Consider the following 25,067-nt stretch of genomic DNA (forward strand, 5'->3'; position numbering starts at 1 on the left):
GTACCCGTTCAGGTGGTTCAGCCCAGGGACGTCATCACGTGCTTGATGCGCGTGTAGTCCTCGAAGCCGTACGCCGAGAGGTCCTTGCCGTAGCCGGACTTCTTGTAACCGCCGTGCGGCATCTCCGCCACCAGCGGGATGTGGGTGTTGATCCACACACAGCCGAAGTCGAGCGCCTTGGACATCCGCATCGCGCGGGCGTGGTCCTTCGTCCAGACCGAGGACGCGAGCGCGAACTCGACGCCGTTCGCGTACTCCAGGGCCTGCTCCTCGTCACGGAAGGACTGCACCGTGATGACCGGGCCGAAGACCTCGTTCTGGATGATCTCGTCGTCCTGCTTGAGGCCGGAGACGACGGTCGGGGCGTAGAAGTAGCCCTTGTCGCCGACCCGGTGGCCGCCGGCCTCGACCTTGGCGTGGGCCGGGAGGCGGTCGATGAAGCCGGCGACCTGCGCGAGCTGGTTGGCGTTGTTCAGCGGGCCGTAGAGCACGTCCTCGTCGTCCGGCTGACCGGTCTTGGTGTCGGCCGCGGCCTTGGCCAGCGCCGAGACGAACTGGTCGTGGATGGACTCGTGCACGAGCACGCGGGTGGCGGCGGTGCAGTCCTGGCCGGCGTTGAAGAAGCCCGCCACCGAGATGTCCTCGACGGCCTTCTCGATCTCGGTGTCCTCGAAGACGACGACCGGGGCCTTGCCGCCCAGCTCCAGGTGGACGCGCTTGACGTCCTTGGCGGCCGACTCGGCGACCTGCATGCCCGCGCGCACCGAACCGGTGATGGAGGCCATCGCCGGGATCGGGTGCTCGACCATCGCCTTGCCGGTCTCGCGGTCGCCGCAGATCACGTTGAAGACGCCCTTGGGGACGATGGAGCCGATGATCTCGGCCATCAGGACGGTCGACGCGGGGGTCGTGTCGGACGGCTTGAGGACGACCGTGTTGCCCGCGGCGAGGGCCGGGGCGAACTTCCACACGGCCATCATCATCGGGTAGTTCCACGGCGCGACCTGGGCGCACACACCCACCGGCTCACGGCGGATGATCGAGGTCAGGCCCTCCATGTACTCGCCGGCGGACTTGCCCTCCAGCATCCGCGCGGCACCCGCGAAGAAGCGGATCTGGTCCACCATCGGCGGGATCTCCTCGCTCGCGGTGAGGGCGACCGGCTTGCCGGTGTTCTCGACCTCGGCGGCGATCAGGTCCTCGGCGCGCTCCTCGAAGGCGTCCGCGATCTTGAGCAGGACCCTCTGGCGCTCGGCGGGCGTGGTGTCCCGCCAGGCCGGGAAGGCGGCCGCGGCAGCCGTCATCGCGGCGTCGACGTCCTCCTGGCCGGAGAGCGGAGACGTGGCGAAGACCTCGCCCGTGGCCGGGTTGACCACCTCGATGGTCCGCCCGTCGGCGGCGTCCCGGAACTCCCCGTTGATGTAGTTACGCAGCCGGCGCAGCTCGGTGGTCACTTGCCACCCCTCCTGTCACGTTCTTGGTCGCACGTCTTCGTGCGGCGTCCCGTTTGCTGAGACACCTCAGGGTAGTCGCTTCCCTGACGCTTTCGACAGGCCCAGCACCCCCCAACTTCGGATTCAGTGTGATCACGAAGCCGAAACAACGAATTTCATCGGTCCGGGCTTGCCAGACAGACGAGTCTCGGTGCACAGTGAAGTCGTGGCCAGTCAAAGCACGAACTCCAGAACCGGTTCCGGTTCGTCCCCGACGATCGATGCCGTCTCCCTGGCGATCATCGAGCAGCTCCAGCAGGACGGTCGCCGTCCGTACGCCTCCATCGGCAAGGCCGTCGGCCTCTCCGAGGCGGCCGTGCGCCAGCGCGTCCAGAAGCTGCTCGACCAGGGCGTCATGCAGATCGTCGCCGTCACCGACCCGCTCACCGTGGGATTCCGGCGGCAGGCGATGGTCGGCATCAACGTCGAGGGTGACCTCGATCCGGTGGCGGACGCGCTGACGGCCATGGCCGAATGCGAGTACGTGGTGATGACCGCGGGCTCGTTCGACCTGATGGTGGAGGTCGTCTGTGAGGACGACGACCACCTGCTGGATGTGATCAACAAGCGCATCCGCACCCTCCCCGGCGTGCGCTCCACGGAGAGCTTCGTCTACCTCAAGCTCAAGAAGCAGACCTATATGTGGGGAACTCGATAATCGTGACCCAGGACCTGTCCAAGACCGCGTACGACCACCTGTGGATGCACTTCACCCGCATGTCGTCGTACGAGAACTCCCCCGTCCCCACCATCGTGCGTGGTGAGGGCACCTACATCTTCGACGACAAGGGCAAGCGCTACCTCGACGGTCTCGCGGGTCTCTTCGTGGTCAACGCCGGTCACGGCCGCCAGGAGCTGGCCGAGGTCGCGTACAAGCAGGCCCAGGAGCTCGCGTTCTTCCCCGTGTGGTCGTACGCGCACCCCAAGGCCGTCGAGCTCGCCGAGCGTCTCGCGCACTACGCCCCGGGCGACCTGAACAAGGTCTTCTTCACCACCGGTGGCGGCGAGGCCGTCGAGACCGCGTGGAAGCTCGCCAAGCAGTACTTCAAGCTGCAGGGCAAGCACACCAAGTACAAGGTCATCTCGCGCGCGGTCGCCTACCACGGCACCCCGCAGGGCGCCCTGTCGATCACCGGTCTGCCGGCCCTGAAGGCCCCCTTCGAGCCGCTGGTCCCCGGCGCGCACAAGGTGCCGAACACCAACATCTACCGCGCCCCGATCTACGGCGACGACCCCGAGGCCTTCGGCCGCTGGGCCGCCGACCAGATCGAGCAGCAGATCCTCTTCGAGGGCCCGGAGACCGTCGCGGCCGTCTTCCTGGAGCCGGTGCAGAACGCCGGTGGCTGCTTCCCGCCGCCGCCCGGGTACTTCCAGCGGGTCCGCGAGATCTGTGACCAGTACGACGTGCTCCTCGTCTCCGACGAGACGATCTGCGCCTTCGGCCGCCTCGGCACGATGTTCGCCTGTGACAAGTTCGGCTACGTGCCGGACATGATCACCTGCGCCAAGGGCATGACCTCGGGCTACTCCCCGATCGGTGCCTGCATCATCTCGGACCGCCTCGCGGAGCCGTTCTACAAGGGCGACAACACCTTCCTGCACGGCTACACCTTCGGTGGCCACCCGGTGTCGTCGGCGGTCGCGATCGCCAACCTCGACATCTTCGACAAGGAAGGCCTGAACCAGCACGTGCTGGACCAGGAGGGCAACTTCTTCGACACCCTGAAGAAGCTGCACGACCTGCCGATCGTCGGCGACGTCCGCGGCAACGGCTTCTTCTACGGCATCGAGCTCGTCAAGGACAAGGTCACCAAGGAGTCCTTCACGGACGAGGAGACCGAGCGTGTGCTCTACGGCTACCTCTCCAAGGCGCTGTTCGAGAACGGCCTGTACTGCCGTGCCGACGACCGTGGCGACCCGGTCATCCAGCTGGCCCCGCCGCTGATCGCCGACCAGGGCACCTTCGACGAGATCGAGGGAATCCTGCGCTCGGTGCTCACCGAGGCGTGGACCAAGCTCTGACGGTTCCCGCCCTTCCAGGCACAGGACCTCACGCCGCCCTCACGGCGTGACCCCCGGCCCGGGCATGCCGCCATCCGAGTGGATGGCGGCGGCCCGGGCCGTGTGCTGTCCGTACAAGCGGATCTGAATCCTTACGGTGCCCAGTGACCGACAGGCCCGTCCCTTCGTTCCCCCGGACGGGGGAACGCAAGAATCGGATCCGACATCGAGGTGTACGCGATGGCCCCACCGGACAACGACGTGCTCTGGGCGCGTTCCCTGCACTGCACCCTGGAAGGCTCGGACGTACTCACCGGCGTCTCCCTGGGCGTGCGCGAGGGCGAGATCCTCGCCCTCGTCGGCCCGCGCGGCAGCGGGAAGACCACACTCATGCGCTGTCTGTCGGGACAGACGCTCGCCCAGCAGGGCGAGGTCTGGTTCAACAGCAGCCCGGTCCACACCCTGAGCCAGTCCCAGCGCGAACGGCTGCGCCGCGACCGGTTCGGCTGGATCGACCCCGAACCCGGGCTCGTCCCCGAACTGACCGTCTGGGAGAACGCTGCCCTGCCGCTCCTGCTGCGCGGGGTCTCCCACCGGACGGCCAGGACCTCCGCCCAGGAGTGGCTGGAGCGGCTCGACGTCGGCGCGTACGGCCGGAAGCGCCCGCACGCCCTGACCCAGCCGCAACGCCAGCGGATCGCCATCGCCCGGGCCCTGGTCACCACCCCGTCGGTCCTCTTCGCCGACGAACCGACCGCCTCCCTGCACCGCGCCGACGGGTCCCAGGTGCTGCGCACGCTCACCGCCGCGGCCCGCTCCCACCGGATCACCGTGGTGCTCGCCACCCACGACACGGAGGTCGCCGGCCTCGCCGACCGCTCGGTCGCCCTGCTCGACGGGCGCCGCGTGGGGACCGTGGTGCCGACCACCGGGGCGGAGGGCGTCGCCGCGTGCTCGCTCTCCGTCTAGTCCGCGGGGCCCACCCCCTCGTCCTGCTGCGGCGCCTCCTGGTCGCCGCGGCGGCCGCGGGGGTCGGCTTTCTGCTGCTCTGCACGCTGGGGTACGCCGTGGGCCACCCGGACCGGTCGGGCGCGGCGACCGTGCGCCTGCTGTGGTGCCTCATCCCGATGGCGGCGACCGTGTACTTCGCGGTGGCCGTGGCCCGTACGGATCCCAGCACGCGACCGCGGCCCGGGCTCTCGGCGATCGGCCTCGGGCCGGCCCGGCTCACGGCGATCGCCGCGGCCTCGACGGCGGTCTCCTGCACGCTCGGCTCGATGGTCGCGCTGCTGTTCTACCTGCACCTGCGCGGGGACATCACCGGCCTGCCGTTCGACGGCGCGGCGGCCGAGCTCCTCGCCGCCGGCCGGCCGATCCCGCTCGCCGCCGCGCTCACCCTGCTCGCGATCCTGCCGGTGGCCGCCTCCACGGCGGCCGCCGTCGCCCTGCGCCCACGGAGGACTCCCCCGCCCCCCGAGGGCGTCGAGAAGGCGGCGCCCTCGGGGCTGCCGTGGGGCGTGGCGCTGCTGGCGGTGGGCCTCGCGGTGGAGACGTACGCGGGCGACGGCGGCGGGGGCGGCGTGTTCCCGCTGCCGGGCCGCTCCGCCGGAAGCCCCGGCGGCGTGCTCGCCGGCTGGCTCCTCACCGCCGCCGGCCTCGCGATGGCGGGCCCCGGCATCACCCACTGGTGCGGCCGGCTGTTGCAGGCCGTCCGCCCGGGCGCGACCCGGCTCCTCGCCGGCCGCGTCCTGATGGACGAGTCGCGCCGCATCGGCCGCCCGCTCGGCGTGGTCTGCGCGGTGGCCTCGGCCGCCCTCGCGGCGGTGACGCTGCACGACTCCCGGGCGGGCGGCTTCGGCCCGCTGACGGGGCTGGGGGCGGCGCTGGTGATGGCCTGCACGACGGCGACGCTGCTGACGGCGGCCCTGGAATCGAAGCAGTGCCGCACCCACACCACCGAGGCCCTCCTGCGCCTCGGAGCCCCGCCGACGGTCCTCCGCACGGCGGCCCTGATGCGCGCGGGCATCCTGCTGGCCGTGTTCCTCCCCCTGACGTGGCTGGTGGCGGAACTGGCGGCGGTCCCCCTGAGAGGCTGACGCCACTGCCCCCCTCTGTTGCGGGCATGCGTTCCGCTGGGGCACGACGGACGGCGCCCTTGCGGGCGCCGCCGCCCCGACCGCCCAGTGCCCACGAGCGCGCAGCCTCGACACGGCCCCGCACCACGGGGGCCTATCGTGTCCCCATGACCGGCCGCCCCCACGAGCGCGAGATCCACACGCCCGCCGAATTCGACGCGGTCGTCACCCGCGGTTCCCTCGTCGGATACCGGATCCAGTCCGTCGACCTCACCGACCGCACCTTCGCCCTGCTCTCCGCCTCCACCACCGGCGCCGTCTTCCTCGGCTGCGCGATGCAGCCCGAAGCCGCCGCCAAGGTCCGCGCGGACGGGGCCCTCGTCTTCCCGCCCGTGCCGGATCTGCCGTTCGATCCGTACCGCGCCCGGCTCTACTCCCCCGACGATCTGTTCGAGGGCCTGCGGGACGGGGGCTACGAGACGACCCCCGACGCCCTCGCCTACGCCTGGTTCCAGCGGACGAAGGCCGACGGCGACATCCTCGCGTCGATGCTCCGTTCCGTCCACGACGACGCGATCTCCGACGCCCTCGACGAACTGCTCGCCGGCGCCCCGGTCGTCGGCCTCATGGGCGGGCACGCGATGGGCCGTGGCACCGACGCGTACGCCGGGGCGGCCCGGCTCGGGCGGTCGCTGGCGCGGAGCGGTCTCACCGTGGCGACGGGCGGCGGCCCCGGCGCGATGGAGGCCGCGAACCTGGGCGCGTACACCGCGCCGCTGACCGACGCCGTCCTCGACGAGGCCCTCGAACTCCTCGCCAAGGCGCCCTCCTTCGTCCCGTCCGTCACGGAGTGGGCACGCGCCGCCTTCGAGGTGCGCGCGCGGTGGCCGGAAGGCGGCGACTCGGTCGGCATCCCGACCTGGTTCTACGGGCACGAGCCGCCGAACCCGTTCGCCGGTCACATCGCGAAGTATTTCGCCAACGCCACCCGCGAGGACGGCCTGCTCGCCCGCTGCACCGCCGGGGTGGTCTTCCTGCCGGGTGCCGCCGGCACGGTCCAGGAGATCTTCGACGCCACGACGCCGAACTACTACGAGTCCCGGGGAGAGCCCGCCCCGATGGTCCTGGTGAACCGCGCCCACTGGACGGAACGCCTGCCGGCCTGGCCGCTGCTCCGGGCACTGGCCGCGGACCGCCCGATGGCGGCCCGGATCGCCCTGGTCGACTCCGTCGCCGAGGCCCCGGAGGCCCTCCGCCGCCTGGGCTCCCCGCTCGGCTAGGGGGTGTCTTGTGGATGAGCCCGGCCTGATCCACAAGACACCCCCTAGAGCCTCCGTATCGCCTGGGCCTCCGCCCGCTCCACCGAGGCCCGCCCGTGCACATGCACGAGCGCGAGGTGGAACAGCGCCGGCGCCACCGGCGCCCAGCGGTGGATCCGGTCGGGCCGCAGCAGATAGCGCGCGACGTCGGCGGAGCGGAAGGGTACGTACTCGGTGCCCTGGTGCTCCCAGCGGTCGGCGACGCCCCGGCTCATCCGGGCCGTGAGCTGTTCGGCCGTCATGTCGCCGAGCCTGGCGTAGAAGTGGGCGCTCCACTGGCGCTTCTCCACGTCGAGGACGAAGGCGAGGAGCGAGAGCGTGTACTCGTGCGGCTCCAGCGACATCTCCTCGCGCATCCCGCGCCGGGCGACGGCGTGCAGGTCGGGGGCGTTGCGGCCGGAGGAGTCGATGTGGCGCGAAAGCCCCTCGTTCACGGAGGAGTTCCACACGCCCGCGCCGACCCGCACCCGGTCGCTGCGCCGGCTGACGACGAGGAGGTGGTCGGAGGTGACCACGGCGATGTTGACACCGAAGCTGCACTGGAGGAACGCGGGGGCGCTCAGGGGCTGTTCGGGGTCGAGGTAGCGGGTGCGGGGTGTGGAGCCGTCCGGCAGCCGGCGGTCCAGCTGCTGGGCCGCGATGAAGGTGTAGTAGTCCGTCGGCCGCAGGCGCAGGTGGACCTCGGACTGTTCGTCGAGGGCGCTGCGGGAGATCTCCAGGCTCTCGACGGCGTACCGCGGCCCGTTCCACACCGCCGCCCGCTCGCCGGCGGCCGCCGCGCGGCTCTCCTCCGCCTCGATCTCGGCGCGCCATCCGGCCATGTCCTCGGGCAGCGCGATCTCGTCGGTGAGGACCTGGACGTGGACGGCCTCGGGGGCGATGGCCCGGTCCCCGTCGCCCTCGACGATCAGCGCGGAGGTGTGCAGCGGTCCGAGGGAGAACGTCGACCACGGCACGCCCTGCCGCTCCCGGAAGGTGAGGCTGCGGACCATGCCCGCCGAACGGCGCCTGATCCTGAACCAGATGTCCTGCGTCCACTGCTGGAACAGGGTGGCGAACACGACTCCCAGGATGGCGCCGACGACTCCGTTGCCCAGATCTATTCCGCTCACTCGCAGCAGAGTAGGCCAGATGATCACCGCCGGTGGCCGCGCGAGGCAACTTCGACGCCCGATCCCCCGTCTGGCAGTCCGTACCCCTCCCCCTCCGGAACGGAGCCCCTCGGTGCTCATAGGACTGCTGACCGCCCTCGCCGCCTCGATCTGTTACGGCACGGGCTCCGTCCTGCAGGCCGTCGGGTCGCGCAGGTCCGCGCGGCGCGAGGCGGCCGCGGCGGGCCGGCTCACGGAGCGCGGTGGGCCGAGCCTCTCCTCCACCGCCAAGGCGGCGGCGACCTGGGAGTTCGTCGTCGGCACGATCCTGGACTTCATCGGCTTCGGTCTCGGCGCGCTCGCGGCCCGGCTGCTGCCGCTGTTCCTGTCCCAGACCGTGATCAGCGCGAATCTGGTCGTCACGGCGGTCCTGAGCGTCCGGCTGCTGGGCATCCGGCTCACCCGGGCGGAGTGGACGTCGATCGGTGTGGTCTGCTCCGCTCTGGTGCTCCTGGCGAGCGCGGCGGGCGCGGAGGGCAGCGGGCACACCTCGATCGCGACGCACTGGTGGCTGCTCGCGATCTCCCTGCTCCTGATGGCGGGCGGCACGGTTCTCGTACGGCTCCTGGGCGCGCGGGCCGCGATCCTGGCCGGTCTGCTCTCCGGGCTCGGCTTCGGCGCGCTGGGCGTCGGGGTGCGGATCCTGAACGGCGTCGACCCCTTCGACCTCGGCGCGCTCCTCACGGACCCGGCGCTGTACGCGATCCTCGTCGCCGGGGTCGGCGGCATGTATCTGCACACCGTCGCGCTGCAGATCGGCTCGGTGAACGGGGCGACGGCGGCGCTGGTGGTCGGTGAGACGGTGCTCCCCGGCATGATCGGGGTGTGGTGGCTGGGCGACGCCTCCCGCCCGGGCCTCGCCTGGCTCGCCGTCCTCGGCTTCGTGCTGGCGGTCGCGGGCGCGGTGGCGGTGGCCTGGTTCGGCGCGCCGGAGGGCCACGAGGCGGGAGCCGTCCACGACGCCGAGGCGGAGGCCGGGAACGCCGAGGAAGCGCCGTCCCGGGAGTCGCGAACCGGCTCCCCGGCCCTGCGCTAGGGGGTGTCTTGTCGATCAGACCGGGTCAGGGAGCGGGGTCTGGTGCCGTGGATCGCAAGGCGGAGGAGGGAGACAACGCGGAGCGTTGGCGACCGACGACAACGCGGCGAGGCGCGGCACCAGGGCACGCGAGCCCGGCCTGATCGGCAAGACACCCCCTAGGGGGCGTCCTCCGGCCCCGCCGGCCACCCCGCCGGCCTTAGAGCCGGTCCCCCGCCAGCACCACGACCTCGTCCGCCGCGAAGGTCACGCCGACCTCGGCGCCCTCCTCCGGTGCGTCCCGGAGGGTGCACTCCGCCTCCAGCACGGGACCGTCCGCCGGTCGGAGCAGGACGGCGACGTGGGTGCCGCGGAAGGTCCGGGCTTCGACGGTGCAGGTCAGGCCGTCCTCAGGGGCGCCGAGGCGGACGCCGCCGGGGCGTACGAGGATCTTCCCCGCGCCCTGGGGTGCCCCCTCCGGCACCGGGAGCTTCCCCCACACCGTGTCGGCCGCGTCCCCGCTCACCGTCCCGGCCACCACGTTGTCGAACCCCAGGAAGCGCGCCACGAACTCGGAGGCCGGGCGCTGCCAGACCTCCAGCGGAGTCCCGGACTGGGCGATCCTGCCGTCCCGCATCACGACGACCCGGTCGGCGAGCGCGAACGCCTCGCCCTGGTCGTGGGTGACGGCGAGCACCGTCGTGCCCAGCCGGTGGAAGAGCCGGCGCAGCTCGACCACGAGCCGCTCCCGCAGCGTTCGGTCCAGCTGGCCGAGCGGCTCGTCCAGCATGAGGAGCCTCGGCCGGGGGGCGAGCGCGCGGGCGAGCGCCACGCGCTGCTGCTCGCCGCCGGAGAGCGAGGCGACGGCCCGCCGCCCGGCTCCGGGCAGCCCGACGAGCTCCAGCAGCTCCGCCACACGCCGGTCGCGGTCCGCCTTCCCCATCCGTGCCGCGCCGGGCTCGCCCGGGCCGGGGGCTCGCATCCGCAGTCCGAAGGCGACGTTGCCGCCGACGTCCCGCTGCGGGAAGAGCTGGTGGTCCTGGAACATCAGCCCGACGCCGCGCCGGTGCACCGGCACCCCGGTCTGGTCGCTGCCGTCGAGGATCACCCGGCCCTCGTCCAGGCGCTGCAGTCCGGCGACGACCCGCAGCAGTGTGGACTTTCCGCTGCCGCTCGGCCCGAGCACGCACACGATCTCGTGCTCGGCGACCTCCAGGTCCACCGAGTCGAGGACGGCCCGCGCCCCGAACCGTACGGTCGCGTCCTTGAGCGTCAGCATCAGAACTCCCCGGAGGTCCGGTCGGTGCGGAGGCGTTCGAGGAGCAGCAGGGCCACCGCGCACACCACCATCAGGATCGTCGAGAGGGCCATGGCCTGGCCGTAGTTGAGGTCGCCGGGCCGGCCGAGCAGCCGGGCGACGGCGACCGGCAGCGTCGGGGTGTCGGGCCGGGCGATGAAGACGGTCGCGCCGAACTCCCCGAGCGACACGGCGAAGGCGAATCCGGCGGCGATGAGCAGGGCCCGCCGTACCAGCGGCAGATCGACCTCGCGCCAGGCCCGCAGCGGCGAGGCGCCGAGGACGGCCGCCGCCTCCCGCAGCCGCTCGTCGACGGCCCGCAGGACGGGCAGCATCGTCCGTACGACGAAGGGGACACCGACCAGGGCCTGGGCGAGCGGGACGAGGATCCAGCTCGCCCGCAGGTCGAACGGCGGCTCGTCGAGCGTGATCAGGAAGCCGAAGCCCACCGTCACCGCCGACACCCCGAGCGGCAGCATCAGCAGCGCGTCGAAGCCGCGCACGAGCCGCCCGGCCCGCCGGGTGAGGGCCGCCGCCGCCAGTCCGCCGATCACCAGGGCGATGCCGGTGGCGACGAGGGCGTACCGGAGTGAGTTCCCGATCGTGTCGAGAAGGGGCACGAGGAAGGTGCCGGAGGGGTCCGTGGAGCGCAGGGCCCGGTAGTAGTCGAGCCCGTAGCCGTCGGGCGTGGCGAGGGACCGTTCGACGAGGACGCCGAGCGGCAGCACGATCAGCAGGGCGACGGACAGCAGGACGACGCCGAACAGCCCCCACTGGCCGGCGCCCCGGGGACGGCGCGCGGTCTGCTCGGGCACGACCAGCTTCAGCGCCGTCTCGCGCCGGCGCACGGTCCGGGCGTGCACGGCGAGGACGACGCCCACGGCGCCGAACTGCACCATGGTGAGGACGGCGGCCGTCGTCAGGTCGAAGCGGTCGACCGTCTGCCGGTAGATCTCCGTCTCCAGGGTGGAGTACGTGGAGCCGCCGAGGATCTGGACGACGGCGAAGGAGCTCGCGGTGAACAGGAAGACCATCAGCGCGGCCGCGGCGACGGAGGGGGCGAGCGCCGGCAGGGTCACGGTGCGCCAGGCGGTCCAGCGGGAGGCGCCGAGGACCCTGGCCGCCTCCTCCTGGCGGGGGTCGAGCTGCGCCCACAGGCCGCCGACGGTGCGGACGACGACGGCGTAGTTGAAGAAGACATGGGCGAGGAGGATCGCCCAGACGGTGGTGTCGAGGCGGACCCCCCACCACTCGTCGAGGAGCCCGCCCCGTCCGACGAGCGCCAGGAAGGCGGTGCCGACCATGACGGTCGGCATGACGAAGGGCACGGTGACGACGGCGCGCAGCAGCCCCTTGCCGGGGAAGTCGAGGCGCGCGAAGACGTACGCGCCGGGCAGCGCGATGAGCAGCGTCAGCCCGGTGGAGGCGAGTGCCTGCCAGAGCGTGAACCAGAGGACGTCGAGGATCTCCGGCCGGCTCAGCGTCTCGCCGAAGCGGCCGAACCGCCACGCGCCGTCGACGCGCAGCCCGCGCTCGACGATCGAGGCGACGGGCCAGGCGAAGAAGAGCGCGAAGAAGGCGACGGGCACGACCATCAGGCCGAGCCGCGCCGCGCTTCCCCTGCGGTCGGGAACTACTTCAGAACGAGCGACGACCACTGCTGGATCCACTGGTCGCGCTTCTCGGCGATCTTGGCGGGTGCCATGGTCTGCGGCTTGTCGACGACGACACCGTGCTTCGTGAAGAGCTCGGGCAGGGTGGCGTCCTCGACGACCGGGTTGACGAACATCTGCAGCGGCATGTCGTCCTGGAACTTCTTGGAGATCAGGAAGTCGATCAGCGCCTTGCCGCCCTCGGTGTTCTTCGCCCCGTTCAGCAGTCCGGCGAACTCGGTCTGCCGGAAGCAGGTGCCGGTGGAGACCCCGGTGGGGGCGTCCTTGGGCTGCGGCTCGGAGTAGAGGACCTCGACGGGCGGGCTGGAGGCGTACGAGACGACCAGCGGCCGGTCGCCCTTGGCCTTCTTGCCGCCGGCGGAGCCGGAGAACTCCTGGTTGTAGGCGAGCTCCCAGCTGTCGACGGTCTTCACGCCGTTGGCCTTGAGCTTCTTCCAGTAGTCCTGCCAGCCCTCGTCGCCGTACTGCGCGGCGGTGCCGAGCAGGAAGCCGAGGCCCGGGGAGGACCGCTCGGGGTTCTCGACGACGAGCAGGTTCTTGTACTGCGGCTTCGCCAGGTCGTCGAAGGTCTGCGGCGGCGCGAGCTTCTTGTCGGCGAAGAACTTCTTGTCGTAGTTGACGCAGATGTCACCGGAGTCGATCGGGGTGACCCGGTGCTCCTTGTCGAGCCGGAGCTCGGCGGGGATCCGGTCCAGGCCCTTCGCCTCGTACGGGACGAAGATCCCGTTGTCGAGGGCGCGGGAGAGCAGGGTGTTGTCGACGCCGAAGAACACGTCGCCCTGCGGGGAGCCCTTGGTCAGGATCTCCTTGTTGACGGCCTCGCCGGCGTCGCCGCTCTTGAGGACCTTGACCTGGAAGCCGGTCTGCTTCGTGAACTCCGCCAGGACCTCCTTGGAGGCGTTGAAGGAGTCGTGGCTGACGAGCGTGACGGTCTTGTCCGCGCCCGTCGTCGCGCCCTTGTCACCGGATCCGCCGCACGCGGCGAGGGTGGTGACGCCCAGCGCGGCGGCGATCGCCGCCGCGGCCATCTTCTTGGTGCTCACTGAAAATTCCTCCTGGGTATGACCAGGAAGAGACGCGGCCCTGCCCACCGGAAGGCGGGCAGGGCGCAACAGCTCGAGTTACGACCGAACTTCCTACCCAGAATGACCTGGGCGAGGTTCAGAGGGTCTGCGGTCCTACGGTGACCGCACTCTCAGCGCTGTGGCGCTCCCCTGTCGGAATATGGAGATGTGTTCGAGCACAGAGTACAAGGTCAGCGTTCGGACGCCGCCAGCTGTCCACAGGCACCGTCGATCTCCTGACCGCGGGTGTCACGGACGGTGACGGGGACGCCGTGGGAGGCGATCGCCTCGACGAACGCCTTCTCGTCCTCGGGACGGGAGGCGGTCCACTTCGAGCCCGGGGTCGGGTTCAGCGGGATCAGGTTGACGTGCACGCGCTTGCCCTTGAGCAGCCGCCCGAGGAGGTCGCCGCGCCAGGCCTGGTCGTTGATGTCCCGGATGAGGGCGTACTCGATGGAGATCCGGCGGCCGGACTTCTCGGCGTACTCCCAGGCCGCGTCGAGGACCTCGCGGACCTTCCAGCGCGTGTTGACGGGCACGAGGGTGTCGCGCAGCTCGTCGTCGGGCGCGTGCAGCGAGACGGCGAGCCGGCACTTGAAGCCCTCGTCGGCGAAGCGCAGCATCGCGGGCACGAGACCGACCGTGGAGACGGTGATCCCGCGCTGCGAGAGCCCGAGCCCGTCCGGCTCGGGGTCGGTCAGCCGGCGGATGGCTCCGACGACCCGCTTGTAGTTGGCCAGCGGCTCACCCATGCCCATGAAGACGATGTTGCTGAGCCGCGCGGGCCCTCCGGGCACCTCGCCGTCGCGCAGGGCGCGCATCCCGTCGACGATCTGGTGCACGATCTCGGCCGTCGACAGGTTCCGGTCGAGCCCGGCCTGTCCGGTGGCGCAGAACGGGCAGTTCATCCCGCATCCGGCCTGCGAGGAGATGCACATGGTGACCCGGTCCGGGTAACGCATGAGGACGGACTCGACGAGCGTGCCGTCGTGCAGCTTCCACAGGGTCTTACGGGTGGTGTCGTCGTCGCACGAGATGTGCCGGACCACGGACATCAGGTCGGGCAGCAGCTCGCCCTGCAGCTTCTCGCGGGAGGCGGCGGGGATGTCGGTCCACTCGGCGGGGTCGTGGGCGTACCGCGCGAAGTAGTGCGTGGACAGCTGCTTGGCGCGGAACGGCTTCTCGCCGATCGCGGCGACGGCCTCCTTGCGCTCGGCGGGCGTGAGGTCGGCGAGGTGCCGCGGCGGCTTCTTGGCTCCGCGGGGCGCGACGAAAGTGAGTTCTCCGGGCTTGGGCATGGTGCTACCAGTGTCGCAGACGCGCGCGCGTGACCCAGGGCACAAGCCCCGCGCGGGGCACGGACGTACGTGAGCCCCCGGAGCGGTAACTCCGAGGGCTCGGTTCGGGCCGTTCTCTTGGAAGGGAACACGACCCGATGTACACCATCGCTGCGCCTGGGGCCGATGTTACGACTCCGCTCGATCGCCGCTCAGGGCCGCGAGCACGTGATCCAGCTCGTGCGGCATCACCGGGGCTCCCAGTCCGTCACGGAAGGGTCTGTCACCAGCCGTCCCCGCAGCCACCGCCCCGGGAGCGGTCCGCCTCGCCTCCCGGGCCGAGCGGGCCCGTGGGCGTGAGGGCGCGCTCGTCGAGGCGGGACAGGACGTGCCGGGCGCGGTGCGCGACCAGCGAGGGCAGCAGGGGGCGGACCGACGGAACGAGGCGGATCCAGGGCGGGAGGCCCAGGAGGGGGCGGCGGCGCTCGATCCCCGTGGCCAGCCGCTCGCCGACCCCGTCGAGGGCGTGCACCCGCGAGGCGCCCCAGGGCATGTGGAGCCGTACCTCGCGCATCACCCGGTGGTCCTCGGCCGCCCGGATCATGTCGGTGTCGGTCCAGCTCAGGCGCGCCACACCGACCGCCACGCCCCGGTGCGCGACCTCCGCGCGCAGGGCGTGCGCGAACGCCTCGACTCCGGCCTTGGACGCTCCGTACGCCGTCATCATCGGCGCCGGGGCCAGCGCCGCGAGTGAGGAGATCTGCAGGTAGTAGCCGCGGGTGGCCAGCAGGGCGGGCAGGAAGACGCGGGCGGTGACGGCGCTGCCGACGAGGTTGACCTCGACGACCCGGCGCCAGGTGACGAGGTCGGTGCGGTCGAACGGTCCGCCCGCGGCGATGCCGGCGTTGGCGACGACGACCGACGCGGGCCCCAGCCGCCGTTCGACCTCCCCGGCCACGGCCGTCATCCGCCGCTCGTCGGTCACGTCGGCCGGCCAGAAGTGGGCGGTGGCGCCGGCCTCCCGGCAGCGGGCGGCCACCCGGGCGAGCTCGCCCTCCTCGTGGCCCAGGACGGCCACGCGCGCCCCCCGGCGGGCGACGGCCAGGGCGACCTGCTCCCCCACACCGCGCGCGGCACCCGTGACGACCGCCGTACGGCCGCGCAGTGGTGAAGCTCCCGTCATGGGTCCACGGTAGGCACAGGGACGGATGGACCGCGCGGGATCGGGAACCCGCACGCCCGGAGCCCGTACGCCCCGAACCCGTACGTCCGAGACGACCGGCGTCCCGGACGACTTCTCGACGTGGGAGGACCCCATGGCCGTACGACACCAGCTCATCCGCCGGAGCCCCGAGGACGTCTGGGCCGTCCTCGCGGATCCCTCGCGCTACAGCGAGTGGGTGGTGGGCACCTCCGACTCGGAGCCTCTGGACGGCGACTGGCCCCAGGTCGGGTCCCGGCTGCGGTACACGGTCCGGCTCGGCCCGTGGTCGGGTCACGGCGAGACGATCGTGCGCCGCTGCGAGCCGGGGGCCGAACTGGAGCTGGAGGCCGTCGCCCAAGGCATCGGAACTGCCCGGATCGCGCTCGTCGTGAGCCCGTGGGGCGAGGAGACGCTGGTCATCTGTGACGAGCACCCGCTGCGCGGCCTGGGCGGCCGCTGGCACAACACCCTGTCCGACTCCCTGATCGAGCTCCGGCACCGGGGCATGCTCGCCCGGCTCGCCCGGACCGTGGAGAACCGACAGGGCGAGGACCGGACGGGCAGGACGGGCGGGGCCTCGCCGACCCGGGTGGTGTGACCCGTGCCGGACGCCGTGGTGATCGGAGCCGGCCCCAACGGGCTGGTCGCCGCCAATCTCCTCGCGGACGCGGGGTGGAGCGTGGAGGTCCTGGAGGAGCAGCCCGAGCCGGGGGGTGCGGTCCGCAGCGACCGCGGCGTCCACCCCGACTACGTCAGTGACGTCTTCAGCGCCTTCTATCCGCTGGCCGCCGCCTCCCCCGTGCTCGCCCGCCTCGATCTGGAACGCCACGGCCTGCGCTGGAGTCACGCCCCGCGGGTCCTGGCGCATCCGCTGCCGGACGGGCGGTGCGCGGTCCTCTCACGCGACCTGGAGGCGACCGCGGCGGGACTCGACGATTTCGCGGCGGGCGACGGCGAGGCCTGGCGGGGCATGTACGCCCTGTGGGAGCGGCTCGGCGGGGACATCGTGCGGGCTCTGTTCACCCCCTTCCCGCCCGTCCTGCCGGCGCTGCGTCTCGCCACCCGGCTGCGGCCGTCGACCGGGCTGCGGCTGGCGAGGAACCTGTCCCTGCCGGTACGCCGTCTGGGCGAGGAGGAGTTCGACGGGGAGGCGGGGCGGTTGCTGCTGGCGGGCAACGCGCTCCACGCCGACCTGGCCCCCGAGGCGGCGGGCAGCGGAGGTTTCGGCTGGCTGATGTCCATGCTCGGCCAGAGCCACGGGTTCCCCGTACCGGTGGGCGGGGCCGGGGCCCTGACCGCGACTCTGGTACGCCGCCTGGCGGGCCGCGGTGGTGCCGTGCGATGCGGAGAACGGGTCGTGTCGGTCGTCGTACGGGAGGGCAGGGCGGTCGCGGTCCGTACGGCCGGCGGGGAGGAGGTGCCCGCGCGCCGGGCCGTCCTCGCCGACGTCTCGGCACCGGCGCTCTTCGGCCGACTGGTCGCCCCCGAGCACCTGCCCGACCGGCTGCTGCGCGATCTGCGGCGCTTCCAGTGGGACTTCGCCACCTTCAAGGTCGACTGGGCGCTCGACTCCCCCGTGCCGTGGACGGCCGATGCCGCGGCCACGGCAGGCACCGTCCATCTGGCCGACGGGGTGGACGGGCTGACCCGCTTCGCCGCGCAGATCGCCACGGAGTACGTCCCCGAGGAACCGTTCGCCCTCTTCGGCCAGATGACCACCTCGGATCCGGTGCGGTCACCCGCCGGTACGGAGTCGGCGTGGGCGTACACCCACCTGCCCCAGCGCATCCGCGGCGACGCGGGACCCGACGGCATCACCGGCGTCTGGGACACGCGGGAGCGTGAGGCGATGGCGTACCGCGTCGAGGCGCAGGTGGAGCGCTACGCCCCCGGCTTCCGTGACCGCATCCGCGCCCGGCGGATCCTCGCCCCGCCGACGCTGCAGTCGATGGACGCGAACCTGCGGCACGGTGCCATCAACGGGGGTACGGCCTCGCTCCACCAACAGCTCGTGTTCCGGCCCACGCCCGGCACCGGGCGCCCGGAGACACCGGTCAAGGGCCTGTACCTGGCCTCGGCCTCGGCACACCCGGGCGGCGGCGTCCACGGCGCGCCCGGCGCCAACGCGGCCCGGGCGGCGCTGCGCCACCGCCTGCTGGGCCGAAGATGAGCCCCCGGACACCCCCGGATACGACGAAGGGCTCGCCGTCCCTACGGACAGCGAGCCCCACCGTGGACAAGACCTTCGGTCAGGTCGTCAGGTCGTACCGACGAAGAGCACGAACAGCAGCCAGACCACCGGCGCCGTCGGCAGCAGCGAGTCCAGCCGGTCCATGATGCCCCCATGGCCCGGGAGCAGCGTGCCCATGTCCTTGATACCGAGGTCGCGCTTGATCATCGACTCGCCGAGGTCACCGAGCGTCGCACTCGCCGCCACCGCAAGACCGAGCAGCAGCCCCTGCCACCATGTCCCGTCGTCGATCAGGAACTGCATGCAGAGCGCGCCCGCCGCCATCGCGAACGCCACCGCCCCCAGCAGGCCCTCGCGGGTCTTGCCGGGGCTGATCCGCGGCGCCAGCTTGTGCTTGCCGAAACGCCAGCCGATCGCGTACGCCCCGGTGTCGCTGACCACGGTCAGCAGCAGGAACGTGAGCACCCGCTGCGGCCCGTCGTCCGCGGTGAGCATCAGCGCCACGAACGTCGCCAGGAACGGCACGTAGAACGCGGCGAACACGCCCGCCGTGACGTCCTTCAGATAACCCTCGGGCGGCTCCGTCATGCGCCACACGAGGACCGCGAGGGCGGTCAGGGCCATGGCGATCCAGGCCCCCTCCGCGCCGCGGACATATCCGGCCACGACCATCGCCGCGCCGCCGATGGCGAGCGGGACGAGCGGAGCCTTGATGCCCTTGCGCTCCTGGAGACGGGTGGTGAGCTCCCACAGTCCGACCACGACGGCGACCGCTATGACCCCGACGAACGCGGCCTTCCAGATGAACAGCGACGCGATGATGACGGCGCCGAGCCCGACCCCGACTCCTATGGCCGCGCCCAGGTCGCGCCCCGCGTTCTTCTTCTGCGGAGCCCCGGGGGACGGCTGGGACGGGCTGGACATGGGCTCCTGCGGGTGCTCGTTCGGCGTCTCGTCACGGAACAGGGGACCGCTCGACTGAGCGGCCCCCCGGCCGTGGTCGTCCTGGTGATCGCCGGCGGGGACGTCGGGCACGATGGGCATGGGCCGAGTCTGCGCCGCCTGTAGCCCATCGTATGCGGGACCCGCCGGGGCAGGCCCCTGGTCGGGCCCCCAGTAGCCGGAACCGGCCGGGGCCCCCCAGGAAGAGTCGTTCATCAGACCTCGAGCAGCTCGGCTTCCTTGTGCTTGAGCAGCTCGTCCACCTGCGAGACGTACTTCGCGGTGGTGTCGTCGAGCTCCTTCTCGCCGCGGCGGCCCTCGTCCTCGCCGACCTCGCCGTCCTTGACCAGCTTGTCGATGGTCTCCTTGGCCTTGCGGCGCACGGAACGGATGGAGATCTTCGAGTCCTCGGCCTTGCTCTTGGCGACCTTGATGTACTCGCGGCGGCGCTCCTCGGTGAGCTCCGGGAACACCACACGGATGATGTTGCCGTCGTTGCTCGGGTTGACGCCGAGGTCCGAGTCACGGATCGCCTGCTCGATGTTGCGCAGCGCGCTCTTGTCGAACGGGGTCACCACCGCCATGCGCGGCTCCGGCACCGAGAACGACGCCAGCTGATTGATCGGCGTGATCGCACCGTAGTAGTCGGCCACGATCTTGTTGAACATCGCCGGGTGCGCACGGCCGGTGCGGATCGCGGCGAAGTCCTCCTTGGCGACCACGACGGCCTTCTCCATCTTCTCCTCGGCCTCGAGGAGGGTCTCTTCGATCACCACTTGCTCCTGCGTGTCGTCGCGTCTTGTCCTGCACGGTGTGCGACCGGCAGGGCTCTGTCCATCCCCTCGCGGGGAGGTACCCGGTTCGAGCCGAAGCTCAGGCCCGGGTGCCCTGGTCGCTCACGAGAGTGCCGATCTTCTCACCCTTCACCGCGCGCGCGATATTGCCCTCGGCGAGCAGTTCGAAGACGAGGATCGGGAGATTGTTGTCGCGGCACAGCGTGATGGCGGTGGCGTCGGCGACCTTGAGGTCGCGGGAGAGCACCTCGCCGTACTCCAGCGCGTCGAACTTCACCGCGTCGGGGTTGGTCTTCGGGTCGGAGTCGTAGACCCCGTCCACGCCGTTCTTGCCCATGAGCAGGGCCTCGGCGTCGATCTCCAGGGCACGCTGGGCGGCCGTGGTGTCGGTGGAGAAGTACGGCATGCCCATACCGGCGCCGAAGATGACCACGCGGCCCTTCTCCAGGTGGCGCACGGCACGCAGCGGGATGTACGGCTCCGCGACCTGGCCCATGGTGATGGCGGTCTGGACGCGGGAGTCGATGCCCTCCTTCTCCAGGAAGTCCTGGAGAGCAAGGCAGTTCATGACGGTGCCGAGCATTCCCATGTAGTCGGAGCGCGCCCGGTCCATGCCGCGGACCTGCAGCTCGGCGCCGCGGAAGAAGTTGCCGCCGCCGATCACGATCGCGATCTCCGCTCCGTCGCGGACGACTGCGGCGATCTCGCGCGCGATTTTGTGCACGACGTCGGGGTCGACGCCGAGCGCGCCGCCACCGGCGAATGCCTCGCCGGACAGCTTCAGCATGAAGCGGCCGGACTTTTTGCCGTGGATGTCGTCGCCCTGTGCGGCGGACTGGTTCATGGAGATCTCCTCGTGCACATACGACGAAGGCCATTGCCGATGGGTCCTTGCGGTTTCCCCTACGGCAATGGCCTCCTCGTCAGATCTGCGGTCGTCCTACGCGAGCGTGGACGACTGCTTCAGACCCTACCGGGGTCCGGTGTCCGTTGCGTACGGACTCAGATGCCGACCTTGATGCGCGTGAAGCGCTTCAGGGTGACGCCGGCCTCGTCCAGGATCTGCTGGACGGACTTCTTGTTGTCCAGCGCGTACGGCTGGCCGAGCAGCGTGGCGTCCTTGAAGAAGCCGTTGACGCGACCCTCGACGATCTTCGGGAGCGCGGCCTCGGGCTTGCCCTCGGCGCGGGTGGTCTCCTCGGCGACGCGACGCTCGGTCTCGACGACCTCGGCCGGAACATCCTCACGGGTGAGGTACTTCGGCGCGAAGGCGGCGATGTGCTGCGCGACACCCTTGGCGATCTCGGCGTTCTCCTTGTCGAACTCGACGAGAACACCGATCTGCGGGGGCAGGTCGGGCATGGTGCGGTGCATGTAGGCCGCGACGTAGCCGTCGGCGTACTGCGCGAAGCGGTCGAGGACGATCTTCTCGCCGAGGTTGGCGTTGGCCTCGTCGACGTACGCCTGGACCGTCTTGCCGGGCTCGATCTCGGAGGCGAGCAGCGCCTCCAGGTCGGCCGGGGAGGTGGCGGCGACGTGGGCGGCGAGCGCGTTGGCGACGGCCTGGAACTTGTCACCCTTGGCGACGAAGTCCGTCTCGCACTTCAGCTCGACGAGCACACCGGAGGTGTTGTCGTCGGCGATGACGGAGACGACGGCGCCGTTCTCGGCGGAGCGGCCCTCGCGCTTGGCGACGCCCTTCTGGCCCTTGATGCGCAGAGCCTCGACGGCCTTGTCGACGTTGCCGTCGGCCTCGTCCAGAGCCTTCTTGCAGTCCATCATGCCGGCGCCGGTGAGCTCACGGAGCTTCTTGACGTCAGCGGCGGTGTAGTTCGCCATGAGTCTGAGTTCTCTCTCGAAGTCTGAAAGATCTACGGGTGGACGGCGGGGGCTTTGTGGGCCCCCGCCGTCTACATCCGAAACAACCGGACCTGTGAAGGTCGGGCCGTGGGTCAGGCCTGCTCGGCCTCGGCGGCCGGGGCCTCGGCGGCGGGAGCCTCGACGGCCTCGGCGGCCGGAGCAGCCTCGGCGTCGGCGGCCGGAGCCTCGGCAGCGGCCTCGGCCGGCTTCTCGGCGGCCTCGCCGGCCTCGGCAGCCTCGGCAGCCTCGTCGGAGTCTGCCTTCTTCTCACCCTCGAGCAGGTCGCGCTCCCACTCGGCGAGCGGCTCGCCCGCGGCCTTCTCGCCCGGCTTCGAGTCGCCGGTCGCGGCGCCGGAACGGGCGATGAGGCCCTCGGCGACAGCGTCGGCGATCACGCGGGTGAGCAGGGTGACGGAGCGGATCGCGTCGTCGTTACCCGGGATCTTGTAGTCGACCTCGTCGGGGTCACAGTTGGTGTCGAGGATCGCGACGACCGGGATGTGGAGCTTGCGCGCCTCACCGACGGCGATGTGCTCCTTCTTGGTGTCGACGATCCAGACGGCGCTCGGCACCTTCTGCATCTCGCGGATACCACCGAGGGTCTTCTCCAGCTTGGCCTTCTCGCGGGAGAGGACCAGGAGCTCCTTCTTGGTGAGACCCGAGGCGGCGACGTCCTCGAAGTCGATCTGCTCGAGCTCCTTGAGGCGCTGCAGACGCTTGTAGACGGTGGAGAAGTTGGTGAGCATGCCACCGAGCCAACGCTGGTTGACGTACGGCATGCCGACACGCGTCGCCTGCTCGGCGATGGCCTCCTGGGCCTGCTTCTTCGTACCGACGAACATGATGGAGCCGCCGTGCGCGACGGTCTCCTTGACGAACTCGTAGGCGCGGTCGATGTACGACAGCGACTGGAGCAGGTCGATGATGTAGATGCCGTTGCGCTCGGTGAAGATGAAGCGCTTCATCTTCGGGTTCCAACGACGGGTCTGGTGACCGAAGTGGACGCCGCTCTCCAGCAGCTCCCGCATCGTGACGACGGCCATGGCCGTATCTCCTTGGTGTTCTCGGTTATGTCCTGACGCCCCGACGCGCCGTGCCACGAAGGACCGAAAAGGCGCTGCCACGACCGGTGAGGGTGGTGGCGGGGCGTGCGAAGTCGACCCGGTGACCCGGATCGCCATAGGAAGTGTACGGGACCCGGGGGGCACCGGGTGACGGCGCTGTCCACAACCGGCCGGTACTCCACAGATATCGACCATGATCCCCATGGAACGGGCGCCCGCGGGAGCGTATCCCCATGCACCTCACGACACTGCTTCTCACGGCCGCCCTGATCTGGCCCGTGGGACCACCGCGCCCCGAGATCCTCCGCGGCTGGGAACCACCGGCCGGCCCGTACGGCCCCGGCCACCGCGGCCTCGACCTGGACGCCCCACCGGGCACCCCGGTCCACGCGGCGGCGCCCGGCGTCGTCACCTTCGCGGGCCGGGTGGCCGGGCGCGGAGTCCTCACGATCACCCTGCCGGACACCGGGGACCCGCCCCTGCGCACCACCTACGAACCGGTCACCCCCACGGTCACCGTCGGCACCACGGTCACCCGCGGCCAACCGGTCGCCACCCTCACCACCCCACCGGACGACACCCCCCACTGCCCGGCGTCCTGCCTCCACTGGGGCCTCCTACGAGGCGACACGTACCTGAATCCCCTGCTCCTGCTCCGCCACGGCCCATCGAGGCTGCTGCCGGTGACAGGCCTGCCCTGACACGACACCACGACCAGAAGGGGACGTGCCCCCCATGCCTTTGGCCGAGGTGGCTTGGCCGGTGCCGGGTGATGGTCTGGCAGTGTGGCTGTCATGAGTAATGCGTGTCTGCTCGGGAGTCGGTTGGTGAGGGCACGCGTCCGTGCGACTTCTGTCGTCATCCGGTCGTGATCGGCTCGATCGACGAGCATGACTGCCCGGTGTGTGGCGAGGGTGATGAGGTTCAGCCTGATGCTGGCTGCGGTTCGTAGAAGGTTCCATCCCGGAGCAGTGCGAAGAGAACGTCCGCCCCCCGTCGGGCGAGGGGTGAAGCCAGCACTCGAGCCCCTCATCAGCGGTCCGTCGATGCCTCCGGCCCCGGTGACCCCGCCCCCTGGATCATGAACAACGAGAGGGGAAGTCATGCCGGACCCGAAGGCCGGAGGCCCCATTGCAGAGCCAGGAAAACGGTGACGGGGGGCGGGGCCCCGGGGGTCAGGAGCTGACGCCGCGGAGTGCCATGGAGACCGCCGCGTCCGCGATGGTGTCAGGGTCCTCCGCCGCCCCGAGCTCGATGCGGCGGACGGCCGCGTCGACGACGCCCTGGAGGAGCATCGCGCCGAGGCGGGGTTCGGCCTGGCCCAGGTCCGCGAGGGCCTCGACGATCATGGCGACGAGTCCGCCGTGGGCGGCGCGGATCTTCTCTCGGGCGCCGTTGTCGAGCTCGCTCGCGGAGATGGCGACGACCGCCCGGTGGCGCCGGTCCCCCACCAGTTCCAGTTGCTTGCGTACGTACGCCTCGACCTTGCCCTCAGCCGTGTCGGCCCGGGCCATCGCCGTCTCGACCTCGGCCGCCCACACGGGGAAGTCGACGGCGCACAGCTCCTCGACGACGGCCGCGCGGGAGCGGAAGTACTCGTACACCGAGGAGCGGGCCAGGCCCGTACGCTCGGCGAGGGCGGGGAAGGTCAGCGCTTCCGTACCGCCTTCGGACAGCAGGGATCGCGCGGCGTCCAGCAGGGCGCCGCGCTGCATCGTCCGGTGCTCGGCCACACTGGCCGCTCGAATCCTGGGCACGGCTCCACTGTACGACCGGCCTCGTGGCGTCAGCGTCCTACATCGGCCAGCTTGGCGCGCAGCTGCAGGACCGACTTGGTGTGGATCTGGCTGACCCGGCTCTCGGTGACGCCGAGGACGTTGCCGATCTCGGCGAGGGTGAGGCCCTCGTAGTAGTAGAGGGTGACGACGGTCTTCTCGCGCTCGGGGAGGGTGTTGATGGCCCGGGCGAGCAGCCGTCTCAGCTCGCGGTCCTCGGCGACCTCGACCGGGTTGTCGGCGGCGGTGTCCTCCAGCGTGTCCATGAGCGACAGCCGGTCGCCGCCCTCGCCTCCGACGTGTAGCAGCTCTTCGAGTGCCACGACGTTCGCCAGGGACAACTGGCTGAAAACCGCGTGCAGTTCCTCCAGGGCGATGCCCATCTCGGCGGCGACCTCGGTCTCGGAGGGGGTTCGTCGCAGCTGTGCCTCGAGGGTGGCGTAGGCGCGCTCGACGTTGCGTGCCTTCTGGCGCACGGAGCGGGGAATCCAGTCCAGCGCCCGAAGTTCGTCGATCATGGCGCCGCGGATGCGGGTGATGGCGTAGGTCTCGAACTTGATCGAGCGTTCGACGTCGAACTTCTCGATGGCGTCGATCAGTCCGAAGACTCCGGAGGAGACGAAGTCGGCCTGTTCCACATTGGACGGCAGTCCGACGCTGACGCGGCCGGCGACGTACTTGACGAGTGGGGAGTAGTGGAGGATCAGCTGTTCCCGCAGACGCTCGTCGCCCGTGTCCTTGTACGACCGCCACAGCTCGTCGAGCGATGTCGGTGCGGGCGGTCGCACGGTGCCCCGGGCTGCTGGGGGCACCGCAGCGCGGTCAGACCCGGAGGTGTGCTGGGGCATGCGTTGCCTTGAGCCGTTCTGCTG

23 protein-coding genes and 1 riboswitch are annotated in these 25,067 nt (G+C 71.1%); of the genes, 9 read left to right on the forward strand and 14 right to left on the reverse strand.

The window, feature by feature from the left end; translation table 11 throughout:
* Positions 1 to 17: 17 nt before the first annotated feature.
* On the reverse strand, positions 18 to 1,454 hold the full coding sequence (locus ACFYV5_RS06620) for a gamma-aminobutyraldehyde dehydrogenase (RefSeq protein ID WP_355107315.1): 1,437 nt from the start codon (positions 1,452 to 1,454) through the stop codon (positions 18 to 20).
* A gap of 190 nt (positions 1,455 to 1,644) precedes the next feature.
* Between ACFYV5_RS06620 and ACFYV5_RS06625 the strand changes: the two genes are divergently transcribed.
* The 5 genes from ACFYV5_RS06625 (at position 1,645) to ACFYV5_RS06645 (ending at position 6,849) form a co-directional block, all read left to right on the forward strand.
* Positions 1,645 to 2,151: an Lrp/AsnC family transcriptional regulator gene (locus ACFYV5_RS06625; protein WP_355107317.1), complete on the forward strand. Its 507-nt coding sequence runs from the start codon at positions 1,645 to 1,647 to the stop codon at positions 2,149 to 2,151.
* Complete coding sequence (locus ACFYV5_RS06630; RefSeq protein ID WP_389165271.1) at positions 2,136 to 3,515, forward strand: aspartate aminotransferase family protein; 1,380 nt, start codon at positions 2,136 to 2,138, stop codon at positions 3,513 to 3,515. The genes ACFYV5_RS06625 and ACFYV5_RS06630 overlap by 16 nt, the downstream gene beginning before the upstream one ends.
* Positions 3,516 to 3,734: 219 nt before the next feature.
* Positions 3,735 to 4,463 carry an ATP-binding cassette domain-containing protein gene (locus tag ACFYV5_RS06635; RefSeq protein ID WP_355107321.1) on the forward strand — a complete coding sequence of 243 codons (729 nt, stop codon included), beginning with the start codon at positions 3,735 to 3,737 and terminating at the stop codon, positions 4,461 to 4,463.
* Positions 4,445 to 5,590: a hypothetical protein gene (locus ACFYV5_RS06640; protein ID WP_355107323.1), complete on the forward strand. Its 1,146-nt coding sequence runs from the start codon at positions 4,445 to 4,447 to the stop codon at positions 5,588 to 5,590. Before ACFYV5_RS06635 ends, ACFYV5_RS06640 begins: the two co-directional genes overlap by 19 nt.
* 146 nt (positions 5,591 to 5,736) lie before the next feature.
* The gene (locus ACFYV5_RS06645; protein ID WP_389165276.1) at positions 5,737 to 6,849 is read left to right on the forward strand and encodes an LOG family protein; all 1,113 of its coding nucleotides are present in this window, start codon (positions 5,737 to 5,739) and stop codon (positions 6,847 to 6,849) included.
* Between the two features lie 44 nt (positions 6,850 to 6,893).
* On the opposite strand, the gene ACFYV5_RS06650 is transcribed toward ACFYV5_RS06645, so the two are convergent.
* Complete coding sequence (locus ACFYV5_RS06650) at positions 6,894 to 8,000, reverse strand: hypothetical protein (protein ID WP_389165279.1); 1,107 nt, start codon at positions 7,998 to 8,000, stop codon at positions 6,894 to 6,896.
* A gap of 112 nt (positions 8,001 to 8,112) precedes the next feature.
* Between ACFYV5_RS06650 and ACFYV5_RS06655 the strand changes: the two genes are divergently transcribed.
* Positions 8,113 to 9,075 (forward strand): hypothetical protein, encoded by a 963-nt coding sequence (locus ACFYV5_RS06655; RefSeq protein WP_389165282.1) that lies wholly within the window; start codon positions 8,113 to 8,115, stop codon positions 9,073 to 9,075.
* A 199-nt stretch (positions 9,076 to 9,274) separates the two neighbouring features.
* Here the strand turns inward: ACFYV5_RS06655 and ACFYV5_RS06660 are convergent, their stop codons facing one another.
* The 5 genes from ACFYV5_RS06660 to ACFYV5_RS06680 all read right to left on the reverse strand — a co-directional run bounded on the left by ACFYV5_RS06660 (position 9,275) and on the right by ACFYV5_RS06680 (position 15,548).
* Entirely contained in the window at positions 9,275 to 10,333 is a 1,059-nt protein-coding gene (locus ACFYV5_RS06660; protein ID WP_389165285.1) for an ABC transporter ATP-binding protein, read from the reverse strand.
* On the reverse strand, positions 10,333 to 11,946 hold the full coding sequence (locus tag ACFYV5_RS06665; RefSeq protein ID WP_355107333.1) for an iron ABC transporter permease: 1,614 nt from the start codon (positions 11,944 to 11,946) through the stop codon (positions 10,333 to 10,335). Before ACFYV5_RS06665 ends, ACFYV5_RS06660 begins: the two co-directional genes overlap by 1 nt.
* Positions 11,947 to 11,984: 38 nt before the next feature.
* Entirely contained in the window at positions 11,985 to 13,052 is a 1,068-nt protein-coding gene (locus tag ACFYV5_RS06670; RefSeq protein WP_355108311.1) for a thiamine ABC transporter substrate-binding protein, read from the reverse strand.
* Positions 13,053 to 13,139: 87 nt separating this feature from the next.
* A riboswitch (TPP riboswitch) is annotated at positions 13,140 to 13,250 on the reverse strand.
* A 29-nt stretch (positions 13,251 to 13,279) separates the two neighbouring features.
* Positions 13,280 to 14,386 (reverse strand): 23S rRNA (adenine(2503)-C(2))-methyltransferase RlmN, encoded by a 1,107-nt coding sequence (gene rlmN, locus ACFYV5_RS06675; RefSeq protein WP_362415685.1) that lies wholly within the window; start codon positions 14,384 to 14,386, stop codon positions 13,280 to 13,282.
* Between the two features lie 262 nt (positions 14,387 to 14,648).
* Positions 14,649 to 15,548, reverse strand: a complete 900-nt coding sequence (locus tag ACFYV5_RS06680) for an SDR family oxidoreductase (RefSeq protein WP_389165288.1) — start codon at positions 15,546 to 15,548, stop codon at positions 14,649 to 14,651.
* Positions 15,549 to 15,681: 133 nt separating this feature from the next.
* Here ACFYV5_RS06680 and ACFYV5_RS06685 point away from each other — a divergent pair, with 133 nt between their 5' ends.
* Positions 15,682 to 16,167, forward strand: a complete 486-nt coding sequence (locus ACFYV5_RS06685) for an SRPBCC family protein (RefSeq protein WP_355107339.1) — start codon at positions 15,682 to 15,684, stop codon at positions 16,165 to 16,167.
* Positions 16,168 to 16,170: 3 nt separating this feature from the next.
* On the forward strand, positions 16,171 to 17,739 hold the full coding sequence (locus ACFYV5_RS06690) for a phytoene desaturase family protein (RefSeq protein ID WP_389165290.1): 1,569 nt from the start codon (positions 16,171 to 16,173) through the stop codon (positions 17,737 to 17,739).
* Positions 17,740 to 17,826: 87 nt separating this feature from the next.
* On the opposite strand, the gene ACFYV5_RS06695 is transcribed toward ACFYV5_RS06690, so the two are convergent.
* The 5 genes from ACFYV5_RS06695 to rpsB form a co-directional block, all read right to left on the reverse strand.
* Positions 17,827 to 18,918 carry a phosphatidate cytidylyltransferase gene (locus ACFYV5_RS06695; RefSeq protein WP_355107343.1) on the reverse strand — a complete coding sequence of 364 codons (1,092 nt, stop codon included), beginning with the start codon at positions 18,916 to 18,918 and terminating at the stop codon, positions 17,827 to 17,829.
* On the reverse strand, positions 18,918 to 19,475 hold the full coding sequence (gene frr / locus ACFYV5_RS06700) for a ribosome recycling factor (RefSeq protein WP_355107345.1): 558 nt from the start codon (positions 19,473 to 19,475) through the stop codon (positions 18,918 to 18,920). Before frr ends, ACFYV5_RS06695 begins: the two co-directional genes overlap by 1 nt.
* Before the next feature lie 100 nt (positions 19,476 to 19,575).
* Positions 19,576 to 20,340: a UMP kinase gene (pyrH, locus tag ACFYV5_RS06705; protein WP_355107347.1), complete on the reverse strand. Its 765-nt coding sequence runs from the start codon at positions 20,338 to 20,340 to the stop codon at positions 19,576 to 19,578.
* A 158-nt stretch (positions 20,341 to 20,498) separates the two neighbouring features.
* Positions 20,499 to 21,335 (reverse strand): translation elongation factor Ts, encoded by an 837-nt coding sequence (gene tsf, locus ACFYV5_RS06710; RefSeq protein ID WP_355107349.1) that lies wholly within the window; start codon positions 21,333 to 21,335, stop codon positions 20,499 to 20,501.
* A 113-nt stretch (positions 21,336 to 21,448) separates the two neighbouring features.
* Positions 21,449 to 22,399: a 30S ribosomal protein S2 gene (gene rpsB, locus ACFYV5_RS06715; protein ID WP_389165296.1), complete on the reverse strand. Its 951-nt coding sequence runs from the start codon at positions 22,397 to 22,399 to the stop codon at positions 21,449 to 21,451.
* A gap of 254 nt (positions 22,400 to 22,653) precedes the next feature.
* Between rpsB and ACFYV5_RS06720 the strand changes: the two genes are divergently transcribed.
* Complete coding sequence (locus ACFYV5_RS06720; protein WP_389165300.1) at positions 22,654 to 23,121, forward strand: peptidoglycan DD-metalloendopeptidase family protein; 468 nt, start codon at positions 22,654 to 22,656, stop codon at positions 23,119 to 23,121.
* Positions 23,122 to 23,595: 474 nt separating this feature from the next.
* Here ACFYV5_RS06720 and ACFYV5_RS06725 read toward each other — a convergent pair whose 3' ends face one another.
* Together ACFYV5_RS06725 and whiG are read right to left on the reverse strand one after the other, a co-directional pair.
* A complete protein-coding gene (locus ACFYV5_RS06725) occupies positions 23,596 to 24,153 on the reverse strand; it encodes a helix-turn-helix domain-containing protein (RefSeq protein WP_355108313.1) in 558 nt (185 codons plus the stop codon).
* Between the two features lie 53 nt (positions 24,154 to 24,206).
* On the reverse strand, positions 24,207 to 25,043 hold the full coding sequence (whiG, locus tag ACFYV5_RS06730; RefSeq protein WP_355107355.1) for an RNA polymerase sigma factor WhiG: 837 nt from the start codon (positions 25,041 to 25,043) through the stop codon (positions 24,207 to 24,209).
* Between the last annotated feature and the right edge of the window lie 24 nt (positions 25,044 to 25,067).

Origin of the sequence: Streptomyces sp. NPDC003035 (assembly GCF_042888285.1) — a bacterium.
Classification (GTDB): Bacteria; Actinomycetota; Actinomycetes; order Streptomycetales; family Streptomycetaceae; genus Streptomyces.

Excerpts from the sequence above, each read along its gene's own strand:
- ACFYV5_RS06635 (WP_355107321.1), top strand. The coding sequence starts at position 3,735 with ATGGCCCCACCGGACAACGACGTGCTCTGGGCGCGTTCCCTGCACTGC.
- ACFYV5_RS06645 (WP_389165276.1), top strand. The coding sequence starts at position 5,737 with ATGACCGGCCGCCCCCACGAGCGCGAGATCCACACGCCCGCCGAATTC.
- ACFYV5_RS06660 (WP_389165285.1), bottom strand. The coding sequence starts at position 10,333 with ATGCTGACGCTCAAGGACGCGACCGTACGGTTCGGGGCGCGGGCCGTC.
- ACFYV5_RS06665 (WP_355107333.1), bottom strand. The coding sequence starts at position 11,946 with ATGGTCGTGCCCGTCGCCTTCTTCGCGCTCTTCTTCGCCTGGCCCGTC.
- ACFYV5_RS06670 (WP_355108311.1), bottom strand. The coding sequence starts at position 13,052 with ATGGCCGCGGCGGCGATCGCCGCCGCGCTGGGCGTCACCACCCTCGCC.
- rlmN (WP_362415685.1), bottom strand. The coding sequence starts at position 14,386 with ATGCCCAAGCCCGGAGAACTCACTTTCGTCGCGCCCCGCGGAGCCAAG.
- ACFYV5_RS06680 (WP_389165288.1), bottom strand. The coding sequence starts at position 15,548 with ATGACGGGAGCTTCACCACTGCGCGGCCGTACGGCGGTCGTCACGGGT.
- ACFYV5_RS06685 (WP_355107339.1), top strand. The coding sequence starts at position 15,682 with ATGGCCGTACGACACCAGCTCATCCGCCGGAGCCCCGAGGACGTCTGG.
- ACFYV5_RS06695 (WP_355107343.1), bottom strand. The coding sequence starts at position 18,918 with ATGAACGACTCTTCCTGGGGGGCCCCGGCCGGTTCCGGCTACTGGGGG.
- pyrH (WP_355107347.1), bottom strand. The coding sequence starts at position 20,340 with ATGAACCAGTCCGCCGCACAGGGCGACGACATCCACGGCAAAAAGTCC.
- tsf (WP_355107349.1), bottom strand. The coding sequence starts at position 21,335 with ATGGCGAACTACACCGCCGCTGACGTCAAGAAGCTCCGTGAGCTCACC.
- rpsB (WP_389165296.1), bottom strand. The coding sequence starts at position 22,399 with ATGGCCGTCGTCACGATGCGGGAGCTGCTGGAGAGCGGCGTCCACTTC.
- ACFYV5_RS06720 (WP_389165300.1), top strand. The coding sequence starts at position 22,654 with ATGCACCTCACGACACTGCTTCTCACGGCCGCCCTGATCTGGCCCGTG.
- whiG (WP_355107355.1), bottom strand. The coding sequence starts at position 25,043 with ATGCCCCAGCACACCTCCGGGTCTGACCGCGCTGCGGTGCCCCCAGCA.